Genomic DNA, 22217 nt, shown 5'->3' with positions numbered 1-22217 from the left:
CTCCTAGCAATCCAAGCGAATGAGGTTACAAATCTGTTCCTCACCCACAGCCCAGAACAATTCATAATGACTGTACAAACCAGCCAAGATGTACCAACAAAGTAACAAGCCCACCATCAAGGCGAAGGCAAAACCAAGCGAGAAGATGTTCAGCTGTGGTGCGGCACGTGTCATTACACCGAAAGACAAGTTAATCGTCAGCAGCGCGATAATGCCCGACAACGACATACTGAGTGCCGTCTTAAACATGATGCCAAGCCAACTTGCCATTTCACGGAAGTCGACCGCATTGAGCGAGCCGGACCCAATCGGCAAGGTTTTAAAACTGAACACCACCAATTGCAGCATTTTTAAATGCCCGTCGGTAGCGAGGAAGAACATGGTCGCCAAAAACATAAACAGCTGACCAAGCAAAGGCGTGTTTTGACCGTTCGCAGGGTCCACCATCGAGGCAAAACCCAAGCTCGATTGCATACCCAAGATCTGACCAAGTAGAACAAAGGTTTGAATCATAAACTGGGTCACCATGCCCATCGCAACGCCAATAACGATTTGCTCTGCGATGGTCATAAAACCACGGAAAGAGAGTAATTCAATGTCTTGAGGCACGGCAGGAATCGCAGGCGCGACCGCAAAAGTAATCGCGAGACCAAGATAGAGCCGAATTCGAGGCGAGACGAAGCGTGCCCCAGTTACCGTCATCACCATCAACATGGCAGAGATGCGGGTATAGGGCCAAAAATAGTTTGCGATCCAGTCGAGGACGATATGGGTCGGATACTCCATACGCGCCTCTAGTAAAGCACCTGTGGCAGACGTTCAATCAAACCAAAGAAGTATTCCATCAACATCTGTGTCATCCAGTGGCCAAACAGCATCAGTGCCAACAAAGTGACAATCAAACGTGGTAAGAAACTCAACGTTTGTTCGTTGATAGAGGTTGCCGCTTGGAAAATGGCAACGACAAGACCGATAAGCAAACTTGGGATGATAATGGCACAGACCATGATCAGCACCATCCACAGTGCATCACGGAAAAGCTCGACAAACATTTCAGGAGTCATGTCTTACCCTCTTCTCTCTGTGCCAATCTAAAGGGCAAAACTGCCGGCGAGTGTCGACAATATCAGATTCCAACCGTCCACTAGCACAAACAACATCAGCTTAAATGGCAGCGATACGATCATTGGTGAAAGCATCATCATACCCATCGCCATCAACACCGAGGCAACAACCAGGTCGATGATCAAAAACGGCAGGAACAACATGAAACCGATTTGGAACGCGGTCTTGAGCTCAGAGGTAATGAATGCCGGAATCAACACTGCCATAGAGACATCTTCTGGGTTCGTTACCTGCTCACCAGACATGTTCACAAAGGTCTCTAGGTCTTTGATTCGTGTCTGCTTAAGCATAAAGGCTTTCATCGGAACTTGCGCAGCATCGAACGCTTGGCGCGCCGTCACTTGCTCATTCAAATAAGGCTGAATCGCGTTGTCATTGATCTCATTCAGAACCGGCGACATCACGAAGAAGGTAAGAAAGAGCGCAATACCAATGATGACTTGGTTCGAAGGCGTTTGTTGCAGACCCATTGCCTGTCGCAAGATGGACATTACCACCACGATACGGGTGAATGAGGTCATCAAAATCACCATCGCTGGCAAGAAGCCAAGCATGGTCATCAACGCAAGAATTTGCAGCGTCACCGAGTAGTCTTCGCTGCCGTCGGCATTGGTCGTCATGGTAAAGGCCGGAATCCCTCCACCATTGCCCACTGACATACTTCGACTTGAGCCTGACTCGTTTTCCATCGCCTTAACCGTCACACTATCACCTTGTGCAAGGTTAGAAGGTAATGGCGATTCCTCTGCTTGAGCAAACGAAAGCGAAGAAAACAGTACGCCAATCAGCAACACAAAGGTGCTGAGCATCAGGCGGAATGAGTTATCCTTTGTCATGTTTTTTTATTAGTTGGCTGAACTGGCTAGCAAAAGCACCGGAAGCCAACTCTTCCTCTTTCAATGGCGTTTCAAGTTTGGCAAGCGTTTGAATAGATTGGCTAGTGATGCCCACCAAAAACTGCTCTTCACCGACTTGGACGACCGCAATTCGTTCTTTGGTACCAACGGGTAGCTGACTAACAATGCGCAGCCCTTTTTGCTGACCTAGTGCTGGCACTTGCATGCGTTTCAACATCCAAGCAAGCAGAAGAATCACGCCAATAACCAACACTAATGAGCCCAGTGTTGTCGCCAAATCTAAATTACTTGGCGCGGCAGCAAATGCATAAGGAGCACTTAGCGTTAAGCCAAGTGCTCCTGTGATTTGCTTCAATCGAGTTTTGATTGAACTGCTCATATTAACGTAGCTTTTTGATGCGTTCAGTTTGGCTGATCACGTCGGTAAGACGAATACCAAACTTATCGTTGACGACCACGACTTCGCCGTGTGCAATCAAAGTGCCGTTCACCAATACGTCGAGCGATTCACCCGCAAGGCGGTCAAGCTCGACAACCGAACCTTGGTTCAACTGCAGCAGGTTACGGATGCTAATTTGTGAACGGCCCACTTCCATCGAAATGGTCACTGGAATATCCATGATGGTGTCGAGCTTACGACGCTCATCATCCGTGATTGGGCTAGAGGTGTCTTTCAACTCTTCCAGTGGCGCTGCCAATACTTCATCAACATCAATTGAAGGTGCAGACGGGTCTTCGCCAAGAGCGGCTGCCCATTCGTCTGCTAGCTTTTGATCGTCACTTGGTTCCATTTTTCTGTCCTGTGTTAAACCTTACTTGCGCCCTATTTTTTACTTCATGACCGTTTGTTTGAGAGTCAGAAGCGAGGCGATAGTATTGAGTAAGGGTTTTAATCGTCTTTATCGTCGTCGTGCTCAAGTTCAGACATGATGTCTTTGCCCAAGAACGCTAAATCGGTTTTTACAACGTGAGGGCGTTCAATCTCTTCGGAGATTTGTACCGCCATTTTATCCTCGGAGCGACCCATCTTCACGCGGTAAGTCGGTAAATCTTCGATGAACATGGTTGCGTGCTCAGGCATTTCAATCGGGATGACATCGCCTGGTTGCAGCTCCATCAAATCACGCAATGAGATGTCCTTCTCTAGCAGATTCACACGGAAGTTAACTGGGCAATCCATGATCTCTTCACGCAGTGCCGAGCTCCAACGGACGTCAGTTTCCATCTTGTCAGATTGAACACCCGCATCGAGCAATTCACGGATCGGCTCCACCATTGAGTAAGGCATCACCACGTGGAAATCACCACCGCCGCCATCGACTTCAATGTGGAATGAGCTCACCACGATCACTTCGGTTGGGCTCACGATGTTAGCCATGCTTGGGTTTACTTCGGAGTCGAGATACTCGAATTCCACACCCATTACTGGTGACCACGCTTCTTTGTAGTCTTCGAAAACAATTTTCAGCAGAAGCTGGATAATGCGACGCTCAGTTGGGGTAAATTCACGACCTTCAATTTTGGCGTGGAAACGACCATCGCCACCAAAGAAGTTCTCTACCAGAATAAACACTAAGCGTGCTTCCATGGTGATCAGCGCCGTGCCTTTTAGTGGACGGAAGCGCACCATGTTCAAACTTGTCGGTACGTACAGGGTATTTTGGTATTCACCAAACTTCATCATTTGTACGCCGTTAATCGACACCTCAGCGGTTTTACGCAACATGTTAAACAGGCTGATTCGCATGTGTCGGGCAAAGCGCTCGTTGATAAGTTCGAGCGTCGGCATCCGACCACGGACAATCCTGTCTTGAGACGAGAAGTCGAAACTGACGGCACTCTCGTCGCCGGCATCCATGGGTTCATCAACGTCATCAACGTCGTCAACCCCGTGCAGTAGCGCATCAATCTCGTCTTGGCTTAATAGATCGGTCACGTTATACCTATTGAATTACAAAATCTGTAAACAGTACTTTTTCAATCACTGGCTTACCCACCGCAGCGTTCAACGCCGCTTTGATGTCATCAGAAGCACGGTCTCGCAATTCCACACGACCGGTTGGTGAACGCAGTTGCTCTACCGTCGCAGAAGCAAACGTCGATAGCAGTGAGCTTTCAATCAGTGGAGAGTGATAACGAGCTAGTTGCTCATTCTCACTGCCGCGCACCATCAGCTGGGCTTTGATTTGTACTAGTCTGTCACGACGGTCACCCGTCACGTTAAAAATAAACGGTTGTGCGATGTTCACATACGCGATTGGCGCGGCTGCCGTTTGCGCTTGTGTTTGCTCCGCTTGTGCGGCTTGCGCAGGTTCATCAGACCCCATCAAAAAGAAGGCTGCTGCACCACCACCGAGGAGCAAAACCACCACTGCGATAATGATGATCAGTAACTTACTTTTTCCTTTTGGTGCATCCGCACCTTGTAGCTGTTCTTCTGCCATTACTGTCTCTTATTGTCCTGTTTTTAGGCCGCTATTTTATGCGTAAAAACTAATTCCATCACGCTTTGAAACCACATTCAAATCAAGATTCGTGTCGGCATCAAAGTTTTCATCTGACTGACCAGAAAATCCACGACCTTGAGAGCCTTGACCGTTTTGTTCCGCATTCGCATAACCACTTTGCTGCTGGCCACTGCTCTGTTGCTGAACCGAAGAATCTGCCAATTGCATGCCTTGTTGAGCCAACATTTCTCTTAGTCGAGGCAGCGTTTGTTCAATCAAGTCACGCGCTTGTGGGTTTGCCACCGTAAAATGAACATTGGCAAGATCGTTGTTCATTGTCATGCGGATCTGCATACGACCAAGTTCTGGTGGATCAAGACGGATATCGAGGTTCTTTAAGTTCTTCGACATCATCATTTGTACTTTCTCAGCCACTTGGTCATTGGCCAGTTCTTTGGTTAGTTGCAACGGTAACTGTGCCTGCTGCGCAGCATCGACACGCGCTTGCTGCTGAGCCGTCACGCCTTGTTGACCTGCTGCCGCTTGAATTTGTCCCGCTAAACCATGTTGTGGGTCAGGCTTATCTTGCTTATTCGTTGCACCTTTCAATGCGCCTGCAGCAAGGCCAGCATTCATCACTTTCTTACTCAGCTCTGCACTAGAAGCCGCTTGCGCCGCTGGGTTTAAATTCGCTGCCACCAGCGCTTCTGGCATAGCAGATAACGCGGCTTTGTCAGCATTTGGGGATGCGGCTACCTGCGCACTCGCTTGAGCTGCAGCGTGCTTCATGTCCTGTGTGGCTAGCTGATGAGCTTGTTGAGCCGTCACTGCTGAAGCGGCAACACGAGTTTGGTTATGAGCAGCTTGATGCTCCGCCATCGCAACTTTGACATCACTTGGTAAAGCTACGAATTGCGCTAATTCTTGTACCGGAATATCAGCTACCAACTCACCCGTTTTTAGCCCTTCAATCACATCAAGTTCTTGCTGAGACAGTGGCTTTCCTTGAGCAAGTTTAGTGTCGATGACTTGCAGCTCATCCAGTGAGATACGCTGTACGTCCGCAACCTCGGTGTTCATTGTCTGTGCATCTGTTGGCAATACGGATTGTAGCGCTTCAGTCCCCGCTAACACCTGCGCGCCTTGTGTAACAACTTGACCGTTAACCGCCGCTTGCGTCGTAGCATTTACCATCGCTTCATTATGGGCGGCTTGAGAGCTTGGCGAATTCCAGTCAATTTGTGTAGACGCAGTACTCTGCGCCGCATTGCTTGTTTGTGCATTTGGTGAAACCTCTACCGCTGTTGCAATAGGTTTACCATTTCCATCCAATGCTACTTTTTCTGCTGCACGGATTGGTAAAACATCACCTTGCTCGACAGATTTCACCAAGGTTGATGCCGCTTGTTGATCTGAAGTAACCAGATGGTCTTTGGCTTGTTGAGAGGCACCTTGGGTTTGGGCTGCCTCTGGTGGCAATGCTTTGCCGCTATCAACTAATTGCTCATTAGGCTTAAGCGTTTGGTTTGCTTGCTCTATGCGACCCAATAACTGCTGTCCCTCTCCCATTGCATTTTTTACTTGAGAATCGGAGGCTTGATCAGAGACATCAGCTTTACTCACTTTCGTTTCACTTAGGCTTGTGTCGTCTGATGAATTTGATGCCTTAACATTGCTAGAAGAGGCGGCATTTTCTGAAGATTCAACAGAACTACTCTTCGCTTGCTTCCCCTCTCCCTGAGCAAGCAACTCATCGGTTGATTCTGTCGAGGTCGCATCGCCTGTATCTTGCGCAACTTTTTCTTGGCTCTCACCCTTTGAGTTTTGGGATACTACTTTCCCAGCCTCCTCCGAGGTTTCTGCAGCAGCGTCTGGTGCATCAGATTTTGCGACCGCTTTTTCGGCTTTTTGTGAATCAGTGAATACCCCGGCTAAGGTTTCAAAAAAACCTTTGCTTTCAGGGTTTTCTGCATCAACTTTATTTGAAGAATCGGAAGCCGATGCCTTATTGGTTGCAGAAACATTGGATAAATTCACATTCATATAGAAACTCTCGTCATCGGCGGCGTTGAGCAAGTCGCTGTCGGATTGCACATGGGCGGCAAACTTAGGTCAAAAGACCCGATACTGACGGTTAAATTGCAAAAATCACGCCAACGCTCAGAGTGGATTTTCTGACGGTACGAATCAGGGATACTGATGGAACAAAGATCAAATTTGCAGCAGACATAAAGGCCTTTGCAATTTGACTGGCGGTTCGTTAGAGAGTAAACAGAAACCTTGCTCAATCAATAAGGAATCGCTTTGAAAGTCACAGAACTCCGCCAATATAAAATTAAGACTGGCAAAACAGAGCAATGGTTAACGTGGATGAAAGACGAGTTGCTTCCGTACCAACGCTCCAAAGGCATGCGTGTCTTAAATACCTATGTTCACACGGGTGAAGATGGGCATGATTACTTTGTCTGGTTACGTGAGTTCGACAGTGAACAAGCGCGACAAACGATATACGCAGAGACTTACAATGAGTGGTGGATTAGCGAGATTCGACCAAAAGTGTTTGAGTTGATAGAGCAAGACTCCGTCAAAGTAACCTTGCTTGAATCAGTAGAGATGTAACCAGCGGCACTAACGCAATATACCGATGAGAAACGTTTAGAAACGTTGCGGTTTTCGGCTGTAAAGCAAGGTAGAAAACTCATCCATTTGTTTTTGTTCACGCTTAGCTTCCGCCATTTGCTTTTCTTGCTCGCGCTTTTCAATCATCCACTCGTAAGACATCCGTTCTTTGCGCATGTTTAACCAGTAATCTTGGCAGTTCACCACCTGCTCTTTAAAGTGGTTTTCTGCCTGTTTTTGCTTGGAAAGCGTTTCATCGAGCTGGGTTAAGAAGCGGTTTAAGTGGCCGTATTGGCTTGCGGTGAGTCCCGCCATACCACGGTCTACCAACTGCTGGCAGTAATCTAAGCGGTATTTTTCAATTTGCTCGACTTGGCGGTAGTAATCATCTAGCTCTGAGCGTGCTTTGTTGAGCGCCAACACCGCTTGGTCTTCGCGTTCTTTTGCCTGCTCAAGTAGGAATTCCATCGCGTTATTCATACGCTATTACCCACCCAAGATGCTCTTCAACATGTTGACGCACATGTCATAAGGCACAGACTCTTTCATGCGCTGCTGCAAGTATTCGTCCAGTTTTGGCTTGAGGGTAAATGCGCCATCGATAGCAGGGTCAGTCCCCGGTTTATAAGCGCCAATCGACACCAAATCTTGGTTCTTGCGGCAAATCGACAACACCTGACGCACCGCTTTCGACATCAACACGTGCTCTTCTGTGGTGATTTGCGGCATAACACGGCTCACCGATTTCTCGACATCTATGGCTGGGTAGTGACCTGCATCCGCCATTTCACGAGACAAGACAATGTGACCATCAAGGATCGCACGTGATGCATCGGCGATCGGATCTTGCAGATCGTCACCTTCGGTCAGAACGGTAAAGAACGCAGTGATCGAACCTTGATCATCGCCACCGTTACCCGCTCGCTCTACCAACGCTGGCAGTTTAGCAAATACCGAAGGCGGATAACCTTTGGTTGCAGGCGGTTCACCCACAGACAATGCAATCTCACGCTGCGCTTGAGCAAAACGCGTCAGAGAGTCCATTAGTAGAAGAACATCTAGTCCTTGGTCACGGAAGTATTCCGCAATCGTCAGTGCAGTTTGACAGCCCTTTAAGCGCATCAAAGGTGAAGCATCGGCAGGTGCAGCCACCACCACAGAACGGCGGCGTCCGTCTTCACCCAAAATTTCTTCGATGAATTCTTTTACTTCGCGTCCACGCTCACCAATCAGACCAACGACAACGACTTGTGCTGTCGTGCCTCGCGTCATCATGCCAAGAGTGACCGATTTACCCACACCAGAACCGGCAAACAGACCGATACGTTGACCTTTACCCACCGTTAACAAGCCGTTGATAGCTTTTAAACCCACATCAAGTGGCTCAGAAATAGGCTTACGCGCTAATGGGTTAATTGGCTCAGCATTGAACGAAGCGCGGTGATCGGTATAAAGCGGGCCGAGTCCATCCAGTGGGTTACCCACACCGTCAATCACACGCCCAAGTAGCTCCATACCAACGGGCAAACCCGCTTCACTGGTTAACGGCGTCACTTTCGCGCCCGGTAAGATGCCCGTGATCTGCTCACTCGGCATTAAGAAAAGGTTATCACCAGAAAAGCCCACCACTTCCGCTTCCATATGACCGGACATGGTTTCGACCAAACACAAACTGCCAATCGGAGCACGACAACCTGTCGCTTCCAAGGTTAAGCCAACAACACGCACAAGCTTGCCTGAAGCAACCGGACGCGTAGTTAAGCCTTCAACTTTGTAGTTTTTTAAACGGTCGGCCAAGGCTTGCATGGATTATTCGCCCCCTTGATGGCGGTTTGCGCCACAAAAGCTGTTCAATACGCTTTTTACGCGTTCTTCCATGCGGTAATTGATGCTCGATTCACCAGCAGCAATTTGTACATCACCACGGTTCAATGAAGGCTCCGCCACCAAAGTCCAATTACGGCAATCAAGCTCTTCTTCGCCGTATGCCGAGCGAATAATCGCCACATCGTCAGGGTTCAAGTGCAAGGTGATTGGATGACCAGAAATAGGCAGCGCTTCTACAGACTGCTTCACCGTATCGAGAATAATTTGAGGATTGGTTTGCACTTCCACATGCACAACTTCTTTGACTAGGCACAGCACCATATCCACCAGCTGCTTTTCAACCTGAGCGTTCATCAGCTCCAAAGGTTGAGCAAACTGGTTGGCCAAGTTCATAAAGGTTTCCACCTGCTGCTGAATGTACTCTTGCCCAGCGGTAACACCTTCCGCTTTTCCGAGTTCGAGACCTTCTGCATGACCGGCTTGAATGCCTTCTTCTTTGCCTTTGTCGTAACCTTGCTTGAAGCCCGCTTCTTGACCTTGATACAGGCCCTCTTGATAAGCGCCTTGCTTGATCAACTCAATCTGTTCTTCTGTCAGCTCAAGAACTTGCTCTTCTTCTGGTTCGTCAAAGGTTGGTACCCAACCTGGATCGTAGTTAAACGCAGTTTGTTTGGCTTGCTTTGCTTTCGGCTCACCGTAATCAGGCAACCCCCAGCGCTGCGGTTCGATCATCGCATCGTCTTCATCAGGACGGATAAATCCACGTTTTCTATCGCCAGCCATGCTTAACCTACAATCTGTCTATGTTGAAATTGATTTTGAAAATAAAGTGCTTTGAAAAAGTGCATTACTACAGAAGTGCGTTCCTCCCGCCTGAGCAGGAGGAACAAGAAAGGATTATAAGAACTCGTCTGCGCCGCCAGACAGCATGATTTCGCCGGCGTCTGCCATACGACGAGCAATCGCCAAGATTTCTTTCTGCGCCGCTTCTACGTCTGCTACGCGAACCGGAGGCATTGCTTCGATATCGTCGCGCATCATCTCAGCTGCACGTTTTGACATGTTCTTGAACACTTTCTCACGTAGAGAGTCATCGGCACCTTTAAGTGCACGTTGCAGAACGTCTTGAGGAACGTCACGCAGCAATTTCTGAATACCTTGGTCGTCCACTTCCACCAAGTTCTCGAATACGAACATGAGATCTTGGATTTGGGTCGCCATATCTTCGTCTTGGTCGCGGATTTGCTCCATCAAGATACCTTCGACGTTGTTGTCTAGGTAGTTCATGATTTCTGCTGCTGCCTTCAGGCCGCCAATCTTCGCCGCTTGTGCACCCGCTTGACCCGCGAACTGCTTCTCCATGATTTCGTTCAGCTCTGCCAGTGCTGATGGCTGAACTTCTTCTAGGTTGGCGATACGCATCATCAGATCCAAACGCACACGCTCTGGGAACTGAGAAAGGATCTCTGCCGATTGGTCCGCTTCCAAGTACGAAAGTACGATAGTTTGGATTTGCGGGTGTTCGTTGACAATGATGCTTGCCACTTGGCGAGGATCCATCCACTTAAGTGAATCCAGACCTTTCGAGCCAGTACCCAATAGGATTTGGTCAACCAAGTTGTTTGCTTTGTCTTCACCCAGAGCAGCCACCAGCGCATTACGCATAAAGTCTTCGCTGCCCATACCGATGTTGGTGTATTTCTGGATGTCTTCTAGAAACGCGCGATGCACACCAGACACTTTGTCTTGGCTTAGGTCTTTCGCTCGCGCCATTGCGCTACCCACACGCTGAACCTGTTTTGGTTCTAGGTGACGGATGATGCCCGCCGCGTCGTTTTCGTTCAGGCTCAGCAGCAAAATCGCCGCTTTCTCTTCGCCTGTCATGCTAGAGACATCAAACTCCGCTGGCAAACCTGCGCCGTTTTCATCTTGAGGTACGATATCGTTAGCCATTTTCGTTCATCCAGTTTTTCACAACTTGAGCAGCAAGCTCTGGCTCGTTTGCCACCAGAGCACGTACTGCTTTGAGTACATCTTCATCTTTGTGAAGGTTAGGCAGATCAATGCTTGAACCAAACTCAAACAGTTCACCGCTTTCGATGTCGCTACCAATCAGGCTGGTTTCGCCATCCGCACCAATTGGCAAGCCATCTGGTCCGTACATTTCGTCTTCGTCGCCACTTGCTGGGTTGAGCAATTTCTTCATTGCAGGGCGAACCAGAACCAAGATAACCACGATGATCACTAGCGCACTTGCAAACCAACGAACCCAATCGTTGAAGTTTGGATGTTCCCAAATAGGTGGATCAACCATTTGCTCAAGCTCTGGCTCAGCAAACTTCACACTCAGTACATTGAGTAAGTCACCGCGGTTCTCATCAAAGCCAACGGTACCGATCAGCACTTGGCGAATCGCGTTGATTTCAGATTCTGAAAGCGGCATGTACGTCACCTCACCCGTATCTGGGTTTACGGTGCGACGGTCTTTGATCGCTACCGAAACGGTCTGACGAGCCAACGTGCCGGTTTGCTTGCGTTCATGACTGATGGTGGTATCAAGCTCGAAGTTACGCGTCGATTCTTTACGTACTGAGCCTTGACCAGTCAATGTGCCGTCTTTCATCTGCGCCACGTCCTGCGGAATAGACGCATCCGCTGGCGGTTGGTTACTCAATGCACCTGGAATGCCCGCAACCATGTTGCCGTTGTTGTAATCTTCCAGCGCATATTCACTGCGCGTAGACGGCGTATTCGGATCGAAGTTTTTACGAGTTTGCTCGACGGTGCTGAAATCCATCTGGATATCTACCTGAGCGGTGTAGTTACCAAAACCTAGAATAGGCAGAAGTACTGAATCAATCTTTTCGCGCAGCGCTTGCTCTTGGCTGCGTTCTAGCTCTTGCTCTTTACGACGTGCAGCAGATGCTGGGTCTTGGGAACCTGAGCTCAGTAGACGACCGTGTTGATCGGTTACCGTAATACGAGAAGTCTTCATTCCCGGAACAGCACTCGCCACCATATCAACGATAGAATCCACTTCTTGTTGTTTGAGGTTTGCGCCTGTAGAGAGCGTCAAAAATACCGAAGCAGACGCTTCTTGGTTGTGACGAACAAACACGCTGTGTTTTGGTAGAGCGAGAAGAACACGCGCTTTACGCACCTGCTTCATCTCTTCGATGGCTTGCGCAAGTTGGCGCTCACGGCTGAGCTTCAAACGCTCTTGTTCCAAGCGCTGTGATACACCGAAGCCCATGTCTTGCAGCAGAATGTCATCGCCCGCTGCTGTTGCTTGGTTGACACCTGCACGCACCATGCCTAGCTTAATCGAGTTGTAATCACTCGATTCAACCGAAATGGTATTGCCATCTAGTTTGTAATTGATTTTTTGCTGGTCGAGGTAATCCAGCACTGGGATCAGTTCTTCCGTTTCGTATGCACCAAGTGGGCGCATTTCCGGCTCTTTCACCCAGAAGAACAGCATCACGATCAACGCAACACAGATAGAGATAGACAGCACTAATACAACCTGACGAAGTAAATCGAGGTCGCCCACTGCCATATCGAATTTTGACGCACTGCGCTCTTCAAGATCTGGGTTTTGGCTTTCCACATCCAGATCTGAGCCAGCAATCAGTGCACCATCAGCGCCGCCATCAGTGACGGTTAAATCTGTAGACTTTTCTGCCACACTTATTACCTAAATTACACTGGCATGTTCATGAGATCCTTGTAGGACTCAACGAGCTTATTACGGATTTGAACAGTGGCGTCGAAGGCAACACTGGACTTGTTACGAGCAATCATAACGTCAGAAAGGGAAACATCGGCATCACCACGGTCGAAACGCGTTTGCAGATCACCCGATGCTTTTTGAAGTGAGTTTACGTTATTGATGGCTTTTGTTAGGAGATCGCCAAAATCTGCCCCAACTTTCGCACCCGTTGCGGTAGGCGCGGTGTTGGTCGCTTCTACCATCATGGCGCGCATTTCTGCTTGAATACCATCAACTTTCATTGTCACCTCTAAGCCAAAAGTTTGACTATTAACTAAAACTGATTATTGACACAGCAATTAATGTGCCATAAGACAATAGTGCCGTAGTGTACCCACACTTTTGTCCTATGGCTATTGATGTGGAGACTAAGCCGGAATATCGATACCAGCGTCACGCATTTTGGCGAGTTTGTAGCGCAAAGTACGCGGACTGATGCCCAGTTTCTCTGCCATTTCTTTACGGCGACCGTTACACTCTGTCAAGGTTTCCAAAATGATCGCGTATTCTTGATCGCGCAGTTCACCGCCGAGACCTTCGCCACCAGCGACAACACGGTTGATTGATTCAACTTGTGCTACAGGTTTAACGTCGGGCACCAAGACCTCAGCGTTTTGAACCACAGATTGCAGGCTGCTCGCATCTTGCCAATCTACACCTTCCAGCAAAATGTGTTCTGCATCAATGTCACCGTTTTCGCTCAAAATCAGAGCACGTTGAACCACGTTATCCAGCTCACGAACGTTACCCGGCCAAGGGTATTGAAGCAGCTTATCTAACGCGACTTGAGAGAACTTCGGCACAGGCATGCCCATCTTGCTGCAATGACGTTCTGCTAAGTGCTGAGCCAATGGCGAGATGTCACCTTTACGTTCACACAGTGCAGGCCATGAGATTGGGAAAACATTCAAGCGGTAGTACAAATCTTCACGGAAGTTGCCTTCCGACACATACTGCTTAAGGTCACGGTTACTGGTTGCCAATACACGAACATCCAGTTTGATGCTCTTACGACTGCCCAAACGCTCCACTTCACGCTCTTGAAGAACGCGCAGCAGTTTCGCTTGTAGGTTTAGGTCCATCTCACTGATTTCATCCAGCAAGATAGTACCGCCCTGGGCTTGTTCGAATTTACCCGGACACGCTTGTACCGCGCCAGTAAATGCACCTTTCTCGTAACCAAATAGTGTCGCTTCCAGCATGTTGTCTGGAATCGCTGCACAGTTGATCGCAACAAAAGGGCCGTCTTTACGGTTTGAAGCGTTGTGAATGTAGCGAGACATGACTTCTTTACCCGAGCCGCTTGGGCCCAAGATCATCACGTTAGCATCGGTGCGCGCCACTTTGTCAGCTAAAGCCAATAGACGCAGACTCTTCTCGTCTGCTACGACTGCATCACCATTGTCATCACTTTTGATTGGTGCGTAACGGCTCACCATGTTGAGCAAAACTTCTGGTGCAAATGGCTTCGCCATGTAATCAATCGCACCTTCTTTCATTGCCGACACTGCGTCTTCAATGTTTGCGTAAGCCGTCATAAGAAGAACTGGCATGTTTGGCCAATTCTGTTTGATATTACGTAGCAGAGCCAAACCGCCCATGCCTGCCATTTGCACGTCAGAAACCACAATGTCTACCGCGTTCGACTTCAGCTTAACCAACGCGTCTTCCGCACAATCGGCTTCTAACCACTCGTACCCTGCCAGAGCCAGAGTATCCACTAGGGCTTCACGAAGACCTTCATCGTCTTCTACGATCAGCACTTTGCTTTGCGCCATTATGATTCTCCAGTAATTGTTATCGACAAAAGCCGCTTACTGCGCTTCTGCTTGCACTCGCTCTAGCGGAATGCACATGGTAAAGCAGGCTCCATCACCCTGCTCTGAAATAAGTTCCAATCGGCCGTCATGGGCACGGCAAACCATTTGAACCACAGCGAGCCCTAACCCGGTTCCTTGAGAACGCGTGGTGAAGAATGGCTCCATAATTTTTGCTTGCAGTTCTTTTGGTACACCCGGACCGCTGTCTTGCACAGAAATGCGCAATTCACCGTTCACTGGGCGGAAAAAGACATCTATCTGCGATTCCTTTCCAGACATCTGAATCGCGTTCATCACTAAGTTACTCAGTGCTGAAGCAATGGCGTTAGCGTTGCCTAACAGCTCAGTGTGTTCTTCTTCCACTTCTAGGAAGTAGTCAATGTTGTTGTTCTTCAGCGCGGTTTCCACCATTGGCTGATATTCAGCAACCAACTGAGAAATGTTAAAAGGCTTAATGACTTTATTATCACCACCTTTAGCAAAAAGCAGCATATCATTAACCTGCTTTTCCAAATCGTGCAGTCGATCCATTAATTTGCTTTGAAATCTATCTTTTGTCGCCGGAGGGAGATTTGGCGCTGCTAAATTAGATGCATACAACATGGCGCTCGATAATGGTGTTCTGACTTGGTGTGCCAAAGACGCCACCATACGACCTAACGATGACAAACGTTGTAAGTCACTCACGCGAGATTGCAGCAAACGCGTTTCCGTTAGATCGGTGATCAAAATGAGTTGGCCAGTCGCCGATGCCGAGATCGCCAAACGAACCTTACGACCATTGCGCAGTGAGACTTCATGACCATCATCTTCGCGCGGATCAAACACCGCTTGGATGATGTTGAACCATTTCTCGTCGACCAGTGGAATTTCAAGAATGCGGTGCGCCTCTGGGTTGGCTTCACGCACGACGCCGTGCGTATCTAGTAAGATCACACCAGCGGGCATCACGTCCAAAACCTGCTTATAACGCTCTACTTGATTCTCTACTGAGTCTAAATGGGATTGGTTGGTGTTATTGTCCATTCACTGCCTGTCGAAATATCGCCATTTAAATACTAAAACAGCTTGGTAAGCAATTAGCATACCAAGCTGTTTTCTATATTTATCATAGCGTTATGTCATCGACAAGAAGTTGACACTAAGAAATGTGCGGTTTTATTGTCAGAAAAGATCACAACCTGCCTGAGATTCAACCGCTTTAACGCCAGGATGACCCTAGCGTTGAAGGTTGTACTTACGCATTTTCTCAACCAGTGTTGTGCGTCGCATCCCTAGCATATCTGCAGCTCTTGCTACCACACCACCTTGTGCTTCAAGCGCTTGGCTGATCATGTTGACTTCCATATCCGCAAGCAGCTCTTTCAAGTTCACCCCTTCTGGTGGTAATCCTTGAGGTGCATTCATGTTGTGGTCCAGATCGTTCTGCTCATCAAAGCTGAAGCTCTCAGAGAAGATATCTTGGAACACATCCCGTTCTTGCTCTTCCACTGAGGTAAATGGGTTACCTTCTGGTTGGAATTCTGGGATATCGCTGTAACGGTATTTGGTTGGTAAGTGATTCACGTCCACTAGGCTATTTGGGTACAGGATCACCATACGCTCAACAAGGTTAGCAAGCTCGCGGACGTTACCCGGCCAGTTATGCTCCATCAATGAATTGATGGCACGAGGCGTAAAGCAGATTGGCTGTCCACCTTCCGCTTCAAGGCGAGTCATCAGCTCTTGTAGCAACAATGGGATATCTTGCTTACGCGCTTTTAGCGCTGGCATTTCAATTGGGAAGACATTCAAACGGTAGAAAAGATCTTCACGGAATGTGCCGTCGTCGATCATCCCTTCTAGGTTTCGGTGTGTTGCTGCTACCACCCGAACATTCACCTTGATCGTCGTATTACCACCAACACGCTCGAAGCAACGCTCTTGCAGTACACGCAATAACTTCACTTGCATCGACATCGGCATATCACCAATTTCATCAAGGAAGATAGTGCCCCCCTCAGCCAGTTCAAAACGGCCTTTACGCGCTGTTAAAGCACCAGTAAATGCGCCTTTTTCGTGACCAAACAGTTCACTTTCTAATAGCTCTGGGGGAATTGCGCCACAGTTGATAGGCACAAACGGGCCATTGCGGTAAGCAGAATGGTAATGAATGTTTCGTGCTACCACTTCTTTACCTGTACCAGATTCACCCAAGATCAGTACGTTTGCTTCAGTACCTGATACTTGTTCGATCAAATGACGAACTTCTTGAATGCCTCGGCTTTGGCCGACAAGGCTACGGAAAAGCGTGTTTTTGCGTGCGCTTGCTACCACGTTTACGCCTTTACGACCAAGGAAGTCTTTGCAATGACGTAACGCTTCGCTAAGTTGCGGGTAGTTGAGCGGTTGCTCTAATTCACCGACAAAGTTTGGCAAATCATCAACGGGCAATGGGAAAGAGCCCATGACGAGAAGTGGGATATGGTACGCTTCGTTGAGGTGAGCCATCACCGCCGTCGCAGAATGACCCGCAGAGATGTTACCGACAATGCAGCCTGACCAAACGGCTGACCAGTCAACATCGCCTAGCTGATCAGAACTGACCGCTTCGCAACTTTCTCCAACAAATTCCAATATATTGCTTATATTCAAACGACTTGGTGCATCGTCATCGATTACAAGCAGCTTTGCCAAACCTTGCATAAGTAAGAATGATTGCCTTTATTATGGGGTTGTTGCGGCCAAACCTTGATTTGCGCAATTGAGTGTTAGAAAGGGGGGACCACTCTCAATTAGCGATAGACAAAATAGGAAAATCAGCAACAAAAAAAAGCCATTAGGGCCACTAATGACTTCTATTTTATTTGAATAAAAAAATAAGGCAACCAAGCAATAAAGAGGTGTGAGCTCTATTGTAACTTTATCTAACTCATTTCTATGCAATTTGGCACAATACCCTACTCATTAAGTAAGGTATTGTTTTATCGATTAAATGCCGACTTCTGCTGCCGTTAGGTTGTGGAACTCAGTAGGAATCTGGTCCCAAGCCGATTTGATTTCGCGAATAATATCAATAACATCATCAATGGGTTGAGGATCATTCTGGTGGTTCGCAGCCGAGATCTGAGTGATCATAAATTCGTAAAGTGAATCTAAGTTTGAAGCAATGTCACCACCATCTTCCATAGATAGACAGCTACGCAGTGCGATGATGATGTCCAGCGCCTTACCCAAGCGTTCGCCTTTTGCAGGAATGTTGCCTGCTTGCATTGCTGCTTTACCTTGGATCAGACGCTCAATTGCACCTGCCATTAGCATTTGAATGACTTTGTGCGGAGACGCCGCACTCAGCTGGCTGTCGACTGATACCTTTTTGTATGCTTGCAAAGAACCGCGCATAGTATTCCTCTTTTATATAAATTTTTTGTACTGCTGAAGCGAACGTTGACCATAACGGAACTTGTGAAGCTCTTTACCGACGTTAGTGGTTTCGTTTTGCATCAGCTCAACAATACTTTTGGTACGAGTGAGCAAGTCTTGCCACTCTGCTTCCTGCTTCACCAATGGATTGTTCTCAACAATGGACAGCAGGTTTTGCGATAACCGTTCCCTGATATCGACCAAGTGAAGGATTTCTTCAGTATTAAAGTCGACTTTTTCCAGCTCTTGTGTAATTAGTTGATCAATATCACTAATTTCTATGAGTGCATCTTTCATCTATTGGCCCAACGCGTTCATCAGCGCCCCGAGTTGGCCCTGCATCTTACCCGTTGCATCTTGCATCGCGGCGAACTTAGCGTGAGTACGCTTCTCTAAACTGTCCATGCGGCGATCTAATGCCGCTTGGTCGTCTCCAAGGCGGTAGTTTTGTTCAGTTAGGCTCTTCTCTCGCGTACGGATGCTACCCGTAAAACCGGTAATGCCTTGGATTGCGTCTTCAACGCGTTTTGCAAAACCTGTGTTACCGCCAAAGAACTTCTCCAACTCGTTAAAGTTGTTGTTCAATTGGCGATCCAACATGTCATAGTTGATTTCTAACGTACCTTGACGTGTAGTGGTGATACCGAACTCAGTCAAGGATTTCAGATCTTCCGGTGCTTTCTCTATCGAGGTTGAAAAGACCGATTTCAAACGTGCATCAGCGTTACGTACCGTACTGTCACCCGCTAACGGTCCTTTCTGGCCTGTCGTCGGGTCGACACTGGCAAGTGCTTTAGAGGTTTGATAGAACGAGTTGTACGCGGAAACGAAGTTTTCAATATCTGACCGTACACTCTGGCGATCATACTCAACGCCAATCTCAGCCGGGGGCTTACCCAGTTCCGATTTGCCCTTCAGCGTCAGGTTCACCCCCTCAATGGCGTCTTCAATCACGTTGTTGTGGCTCGAAAGCTGTGCAACACCATCAAGCATCACTTGTGAATCCTGACCGGCTTGCACTTCTGTCATGCCTGAATAAACTTCAAAGGCTTTTTGTGCTTCTGCGATCTTAGCCTCTGCAACGTCGATTTTCTCAAGACGCTCACGCTCTTCTGGCTCTAGTTTAGCGCGATGGATTTGCTTCGCTTGTTCTTCCGTCAGTTCACCACGAGCCACCTTTTGGTCAAGCTCTTGCTTTTCATCGGCAATCTTTTGCTCAATTTCCGCTTTCTCTTGTTCGAGCTGTTGTTTAGCTTCTTTGGTTGTGACGTAAGAGTCAGTCAGCGTACCTGAGGCTGCATTGTTCCAGCCCGGAACGTCTGGTGCTTTCGCGATCGCTTCTTCATCCAGCTCTAATTCTGGCGGACGGTAAGAATCTAGGAGTGTGCCTGAAGCGGTTTCTGTCCAACCGGGGATGCTGTCTTGCGGACGCATACCCGCTCGTTTATTGGCAGCATCAATTGCTTCTTGCCCTGCCTTCGCCGCAGCAGCACCCGCTGCAGAGATCGGTTCGTCCGTTGCGCCATCTTGCGCATTCTCTGCCGCTTTTTGTTCTTCAGGAGGTATAGGATTGCCGTCTGCATCCACCTGTTCAGGTTGGTCTGCATCGGTGTTTGACTCTGGTTCTTTAAGGGGGCCAAGTACGGCTTCTGCCGCTTCACGAGCTTCTTCAAGCGCGTTCACTCGGTCTTCCAGAGTTTTGTATTCGAAATGTTTCAGAGGGTTGCCAGCTTCGGCATCCACACTGACTTTGATTTGATGGTCCTTGCCCGAAAGGTTCGAAGCAAGGATCAAACGCGGCCCTTCTACGTCGTTAATAACGGAAGCACGTACGCCAGGGTTATCCTTAGCGCCGTTAATTCCACGAACGACATCAACTAGCTTAGAGCTAGAACGGACATTAACGTCGAAGGTGTCATCACCAAGAGAAATCTGCAGCTTACCAGCGCCAAACTTGGCGTCTTCTGGCAAAACGTCAGAAGCCACTTTATGGCTCTGTGCAAGCTGCAACACATCGATAGCATACTTACCGGCTATAGCGTCTGTTGTTGCGGTCGCGGATACGACTGCGTCGTCCGTTGTCTCTACAGAACGAACGGCAAACGCCTTCTCCTGACGAAAGTTCGTCATGAGATTCTTCATCGTATCCAACGATTCTCTGAGTCGCCCATAGGCACTGATGCTGGCGTCAATTGTCGCGCGCTCGTTGTCGATGCGTTGCTGCTTTGGCACACGCTCGGCATCTACAATTTTGCTGACCATGGAATTGATATCCATGCCGCCAGACATCCCCAAAGGGCCTAAACTCATCAAATCACCTCAAAAACGACTTACACCTTTTCAACTAACAAACCGCGGTTAGCTGTGTGCTCAGCTAGGCGACGCAATACCACGAGCATTTCTTCATCAGGGATCTGACGAATTACATCACCGGTTGTGGCTTCGTAAATCGTCACAACGTCTCGGCCCGATTCTTCATCGACTCGAAACGCTACCCCTTTATTCATGGCGCTCACAAATTCATTCATTTGCTCGACCATTTTTTCGCGTTCTTCTTTGTTCAGCTCTTGGCGAGATTCCGCCATTTCAATCGCAGCTTGAACAGAGAGTTCGCGTTCGGCATCGTTCGGTTTTTCAACGGGAACGGTGCCGTTAGAACTTGCTGTGCTAGGCGTGCCTATGCCATTTTCTTTAGCAACTTTTGTGCCACTCGGTGTGCCGTAAGGCTGGATGTTCGACGTGTAGGAGGATATTTCCATTACAATCTCCCTTCCACCTTATGAGCTAACGATTAGGTCTATCGCGTTGGTGATGGTATCACTAGGCTGAGTCGACCCAATTAGCCCAACAAGCTTAGCGCTGCAGATGGTGACTGCTTCGCTTGTGCCAGGATTGAAGTACTTGCTTGTTGAAGGATTTGCGACTTAGTCATTGCTGTCGTTTCCTTCGCGTAGTCAGTATCTTTAATACGGCTGTTAGACGCGTTAACATTCTCGTTAATGTTGTCTAGGTTGCTGATAGCGTGGTTGAAACGGTTTTGGAATGCACCAAGAGACGCACGTTGGCTGTCTACTGATTTTAGTGCGCCGTCAATGATCGCTACTGCTTCTTGAGAGCCTGCAACTGTGGTTACGTCGATGTCTTTAACCGTAACGTCTTTTGCATCGCCGAAGCCAATTTCACCCGCTAGGTTGCCAGAGAACTCTACATCGCCTGTTACTTTTTGAGTAGCAGCGAATACTTGTAGCTTGCCATCTTCACCAACAGATGCTTTTACATCTTCGCTTTGACCGTTGATGTAAGTTGCTAGCTGCTCGATATCATCGCCTTGTTTCGCGTTGATAGTCAGCTCTTTCTCTTCACCTTGCTTGTTGGTGTAAGTCATCTTAAGTTCAGTGTTATCACCTACTGCCCAAGATGCATCTTTGCCATCTTCTGCTGAGTAGCTCTTACCGCCCATTGCAGAAGTATCAGAACGTAAGTTACCCATAGAAAGCATTACTGCTTCACCAGAGTCCGCACCGATTTGGAAAGATTGAGTACCGTAAGTACCGTTAAGAAGCTTGTTACCACCAAATGAAGTTGTTTCAGCGATACGGTTTAGTTCGTCGTTAAGTGCTGTTACTTCTTCTTGAATCGCTACACGCTCAGAACGCGAGTTTGAACCGTTCGCAGATTGAAGCGATAGGTCACGCATACGTTGTAGGATGTTGGTAGATTCATTCATTGCACCTTCAGCAACCTGTGCAATAGAAATACCGTCGTTCGCGTTTTTCACAGCCATGTCTAGACCACGGCTCTGTGCATTCAAACGGTTAGAAATCTGTAGACCTGCAGCATCATCTTTCGCGCTATTGATTTTATAACCCGAAGACAAACGCTCCATTGATTTTTGTTGACCTTCAGCCGCTTGGTTTAGGTAACGCTGTGCGGTCATCGCAGAAACGTTAGTATTAACGTTAATCGCCATAGTTGATCTCCTTAAGGCTTTAGTTGATGTACCGTCGTGTCTCTCACCTCACTTAGGTACATCTCATTTCTCTCAGTCCCTTTAACGGCGGCCTATAAATATCCTTTAGGAGAAATTTTCAATTTTTTGCGATTAATTTCTTTGGCTTACTGAAGTGTGATGCATCTCTAATATTGTAACTAGAAGTAACTCAAGCTTGTCCAAACCTCAAAAACAGACATAAAAAAACCCAGCCGAAGCTGGGTTTACTCGCTCATCTCTCACCACGAGCCAATGGGGTTCTCGCCTTAGGTTATTAACCTAGTAGGCTTAGCGCTGAGTTAGGCGCTTGTTTCGCTTGCGCAAGGATAGAACTTGACGCTTGCGATAGAATTTGTG

General features: G+C 48.1%; 23 protein-coding genes. 1 reads left to right on the top strand and 22 read right to left on the bottom strand.

Annotated features, from left to right (window positions below; translation table 11 throughout):
* Window positions 1–3: 3 nt before the first annotated feature.
* The 8 genes from fliR to GXP65_RS22535 form a co-directional block, all read right to left on the bottom strand.
* A complete protein-coding gene (gene fliR / locus GXP65_RS22570) occupies window positions 4–786 on the bottom strand; it encodes a flagellar biosynthetic protein FliR (protein ID WP_005433005.1) in 783 nt (260 codons plus the stop codon).
* An 8-nt stretch (window positions 787–794) separates the two neighbouring features.
* Window positions 795–1064 (bottom strand): flagellar biosynthesis protein FliQ, encoded by a 270-nt coding sequence (gene fliQ / locus GXP65_RS22565; RefSeq protein WP_005433008.1) that lies wholly within the window; start codon window positions 1062–1064, stop codon window positions 795–797.
* A 27-nt stretch (window positions 1065–1091) separates the two neighbouring features.
* Window positions 1092–1961, bottom strand: a complete 870-nt coding sequence (gene fliP, locus GXP65_RS22560) for a flagellar type III secretion system pore protein FliP (protein WP_050910331.1) — start codon at window positions 1959–1961, stop codon at window positions 1092–1094.
* Entirely contained in the window at window positions 1948–2361 is a 414-nt protein-coding gene (fliO, locus tag GXP65_RS22555) for a flagellar biosynthetic protein FliO (RefSeq protein ID WP_005531095.1), read from the bottom strand. The genes fliP and fliO overlap by 14 nt, the downstream gene beginning before the upstream one ends.
* A gap of 1 nt (window position 2362) precedes the next feature.
* Complete coding sequence (gene fliN / locus GXP65_RS22550) at window positions 2363–2773, bottom strand: flagellar motor switch protein FliN (RefSeq protein WP_005433003.1); 411 nt, start codon at window positions 2771–2773, stop codon at window positions 2363–2365.
* A 98-nt stretch (window positions 2774–2871) separates the two neighbouring features.
* On the bottom strand, window positions 2872–3918 hold the full coding sequence (gene fliM, locus GXP65_RS22545; protein ID WP_005433073.1) for a flagellar motor switch protein FliM: 1047 nt from the start codon (window positions 3916–3918) through the stop codon (window positions 2872–2874).
* 7 nt (window positions 3919–3925) lie between these two features.
* Window positions 3926–4426, bottom strand: coding sequence for a flagellar basal body-associated protein FliL (gene fliL / locus GXP65_RS22540; protein WP_005433006.1), 501 nt, complete (start codon window positions 4424–4426; stop codon window positions 3926–3928).
* A 36-nt stretch (window positions 4427–4462) separates the two neighbouring features.
* Window positions 4463–6472: a flagellar hook-length control protein FliK gene (locus tag GXP65_RS22535; RefSeq protein WP_162093778.1), complete on the bottom strand. Its 2010-nt coding sequence runs from the start codon at window positions 6470–6472 to the stop codon at window positions 4463–4465.
* 261 nt (window positions 6473–6733) lie between these two features.
* Between GXP65_RS22535 and GXP65_RS22530 the strand changes: the two genes are divergently transcribed.
* Window positions 6734–7048 (top strand): NIPSNAP family protein, encoded by a 315-nt coding sequence (locus GXP65_RS22530; protein ID WP_045369513.1) that lies wholly within the window; start codon window positions 6734–6736, stop codon window positions 7046–7048.
* Between the two features lie 36 nt (window positions 7049–7084).
* Here the strand turns inward: GXP65_RS22530 and fliJ are convergent, their stop codons facing one another.
* The 14 genes from fliJ to GXP65_RS22460 all read right to left on the bottom strand — a co-directional run bounded on the left by fliJ (window position 7085) and on the right by GXP65_RS22460 (window position 21839).
* Window positions 7085–7528 carry a flagellar export protein FliJ gene (gene fliJ / locus GXP65_RS22525; RefSeq protein ID WP_162093777.1) on the bottom strand — a complete coding sequence of 148 codons (444 nt, stop codon included), beginning with the start codon at window positions 7526–7528 and terminating at the stop codon, window positions 7085–7087.
* A gap of 6 nt (window positions 7529–7534) precedes the next feature.
* Window positions 7535–8854 carry a flagellar protein export ATPase FliI gene (fliI, locus tag GXP65_RS22520; protein WP_005433019.1) on the bottom strand — a complete coding sequence of 440 codons (1320 nt, stop codon included), beginning with the start codon at window positions 8852–8854 and terminating at the stop codon, window positions 7535–7537.
* Window positions 8855–8857: 3 nt separating this feature from the next.
* On the bottom strand, window positions 8858–9658 hold the full coding sequence (gene fliH / locus GXP65_RS22515) for a flagellar assembly protein FliH (protein ID WP_162093776.1): 801 nt from the start codon (window positions 9656–9658) through the stop codon (window positions 8858–8860).
* Between the two features lie 114 nt (window positions 9659–9772).
* Window positions 9773–10828, bottom strand: a complete 1056-nt coding sequence (gene fliG / locus GXP65_RS22510) for a flagellar motor switch protein FliG (RefSeq protein WP_005433061.1) — start codon at window positions 10826–10828, stop codon at window positions 9773–9775.
* Window positions 10821–12569 (bottom strand): flagellar basal-body MS-ring/collar protein FliF, encoded by a 1749-nt coding sequence (fliF, locus tag GXP65_RS22505; protein WP_162093782.1) that lies wholly within the window; start codon window positions 12567–12569, stop codon window positions 10821–10823. Before fliF ends, fliG begins: the two co-directional genes overlap by 8 nt.
* 8 nt (window positions 12570–12577) lie before the next feature.
* Entirely contained in the window at window positions 12578–12889 is a 312-nt protein-coding gene (gene fliE, locus GXP65_RS22500; RefSeq protein ID WP_012128639.1) for a flagellar hook-basal body complex protein FliE, read from the bottom strand.
* Between the two features lie 126 nt (window positions 12890–13015).
* Entirely contained in the window at window positions 13016–14425 is a 1410-nt protein-coding gene (locus GXP65_RS22495; protein ID WP_162093775.1) for a sigma-54 dependent transcriptional regulator, read from the bottom strand.
* 36 nt (window positions 14426–14461) lie between these two features.
* On the bottom strand, window positions 14462–15493 hold the full coding sequence (locus GXP65_RS22490) for an ATP-binding protein (RefSeq protein WP_005433015.1): 1032 nt from the start codon (window positions 15491–15493) through the stop codon (window positions 14462–14464).
* 192 nt (window positions 15494–15685) lie between these two features.
* The gene (locus GXP65_RS22485; protein WP_162093774.1) at window positions 15686–17152 is read right to left on the bottom strand and encodes a sigma-54 dependent transcriptional regulator; all 1467 of its coding nucleotides are present in this window, start codon (window positions 17150–17152) and stop codon (window positions 15686–15688) included.
* Between the two features lie 285 nt (window positions 17153–17437).
* Complete coding sequence (fliS, locus tag GXP65_RS22480) at window positions 17438–17848, bottom strand: flagellar export chaperone FliS (protein WP_005433081.1); 411 nt, start codon at window positions 17846–17848, stop codon at window positions 17438–17440.
* A 12-nt stretch (window positions 17849–17860) separates the two neighbouring features.
* Window positions 17861–18166, bottom strand: coding sequence for a flagellar protein FliT (locus tag GXP65_RS22475; RefSeq protein ID WP_162093773.1), 306 nt, complete (start codon window positions 18164–18166; stop codon window positions 17861–17863).
* Window positions 18167–20179, bottom strand: coding sequence for a flagellar filament capping protein FliD (gene fliD / locus GXP65_RS22470; protein WP_005433055.1), 2013 nt, complete (start codon window positions 20177–20179; stop codon window positions 18167–18169).
* Window positions 20180–20199: 20 nt separating this feature from the next.
* Window positions 20200–20628: a flagellar protein FlaG gene (gene flaG / locus GXP65_RS22465; RefSeq protein ID WP_010643439.1), complete on the bottom strand. Its 429-nt coding sequence runs from the start codon at window positions 20626–20628 to the stop codon at window positions 20200–20202.
* A gap of 80 nt (window positions 20629–20708) precedes the next feature.
* The gene (locus GXP65_RS22460; protein WP_005531042.1) at window positions 20709–21839 is read right to left on the bottom strand and encodes a flagellin; all 1131 of its coding nucleotides are present in this window, start codon (window positions 21837–21839) and stop codon (window positions 20709–20711) included.
* Window positions 21840–22217: the final 378 nt, after the last annotated feature.

This window comes from Vibrio sp. LB10LO1 (assembly GCF_010092875.1).
Classification (GTDB): domain Bacteria; phylum Pseudomonadota; class Gammaproteobacteria; order Enterobacterales; family Vibrionaceae; genus Vibrio; species Vibrio campbellii.
The sequence above is the reverse complement of the archived record's forward strand: the minus strand, read 5'-3'. Positions and strand labels throughout refer to the sequence as shown.

What these genes read in the sequence shown, in the direction of transcription:
- fliR (WP_005433005.1), bottom strand. Translation starts at nt 786, where the DNA reads ATGGAGTATCCGACCCATATCGTCCTCGACTGGATCGCAAACTATTTT.
- fliQ (WP_005433008.1), bottom strand. Translation starts at nt 1,064, where the DNA reads ATGACTCCTGAAATGTTTGTCGAGCTTTTCCGTGATGCACTGTGGATG.
- fliP (WP_050910331.1), bottom strand. Translation starts at nt 1,961, where the DNA reads ATGACAAAGGATAACTCATTCCGCCTGATGCTCAGCACCTTTGTGTTG.
- fliO (WP_005531095.1), bottom strand. Translation starts at nt 2,361, where the DNA reads ATGAGCAGTTCAATCAAAACTCGATTGAAGCAAATCACAGGAGCACTT.
- fliN (WP_005433003.1), bottom strand. Translation starts at nt 2,773, where the DNA reads ATGGAACCAAGTGACGATCAAAAGCTAGCAGACGAATGGGCAGCCGCT.
- fliL (WP_005433006.1), bottom strand. Translation starts at nt 4,426, where the DNA reads ATGGCAGAAGAACAGCTACAAGGTGCGGATGCACCAAAAGGAAAAAGT.
- GXP65_RS22535 (WP_162093778.1), bottom strand. Translation starts at nt 6,472, where the DNA reads ATGAATGTGAATTTATCCAATGTTTCTGCAACCAATAAGGCATCGGCT.
- fliJ (WP_162093777.1), bottom strand. Translation starts at nt 7,528, where the DNA reads ATGAATAACGCGATGGAATTCCTACTTGAGCAGGCAAAAGAACGCGAA.
- fliI (WP_005433019.1), bottom strand. Translation starts at nt 8,854, where the DNA reads ATGCAAGCCTTGGCCGACCGTTTAAAAAACTACAAAGTTGAAGGCTTA.
- fliH (WP_162093776.1), bottom strand. Translation starts at nt 9,658, where the DNA reads ATGGCTGGCGATAGAAAACGTGGATTTATCCGTCCTGATGAAGACGAT.
- fliG (WP_005433061.1), bottom strand. Translation starts at nt 10,828, where the DNA reads ATGGCTAACGATATCGTACCTCAAGATGAAAACGGCGCAGGTTTGCCA.
- fliE (WP_012128639.1), bottom strand. Translation starts at nt 12,889, where the DNA reads ATGAAAGTTGATGGTATTCAAGCAGAAATGCGCGCCATGATGGTAGAA.
- GXP65_RS22495 (WP_162093775.1), bottom strand. Translation starts at nt 14,425, where the DNA reads ATGGCGCAAAGCAAAGTGCTGATCGTAGAAGACGATGAAGGTCTTCGT.
- GXP65_RS22490 (WP_005433015.1), bottom strand. Translation starts at nt 15,493, where the DNA reads ATGGACAATAACACCAACCAATCCCATTTAGACTCAGTAGAGAATCAA.
- GXP65_RS22485 (WP_162093774.1), bottom strand. Translation starts at nt 17,152, where the DNA reads ATGCAAGGTTTGGCAAAGCTGCTTGTAATCGATGACGATGCACCAAGT.
- fliS (WP_005433081.1), bottom strand. Translation starts at nt 17,848, where the DNA reads ATGCGCGGTTCTTTGCAAGCATACAAAAAGGTATCAGTCGACAGCCAG.
- GXP65_RS22475 (WP_162093773.1), bottom strand. Translation starts at nt 18,166, where the DNA reads ATGAAAGATGCACTCATAGAAATTAGTGATATTGATCAACTAATTACA.
- fliD (WP_005433055.1), bottom strand. Translation starts at nt 20,179, where the DNA reads ATGAGTTTAGGCCCTTTGGGGATGTCTGGCGGCATGGATATCAATTCC.
- flaG (WP_010643439.1), bottom strand. Translation starts at nt 20,628, where the DNA reads ATGGAAATATCCTCCTACACGTCGAACATCCAGCCTTACGGCACACCG.
- GXP65_RS22460 (WP_005531042.1), bottom strand. Translation starts at nt 21,839, where the DNA reads ATGGCGATTAACGTTAATACTAACGTTTCTGCGATGACCGCACAGCGT.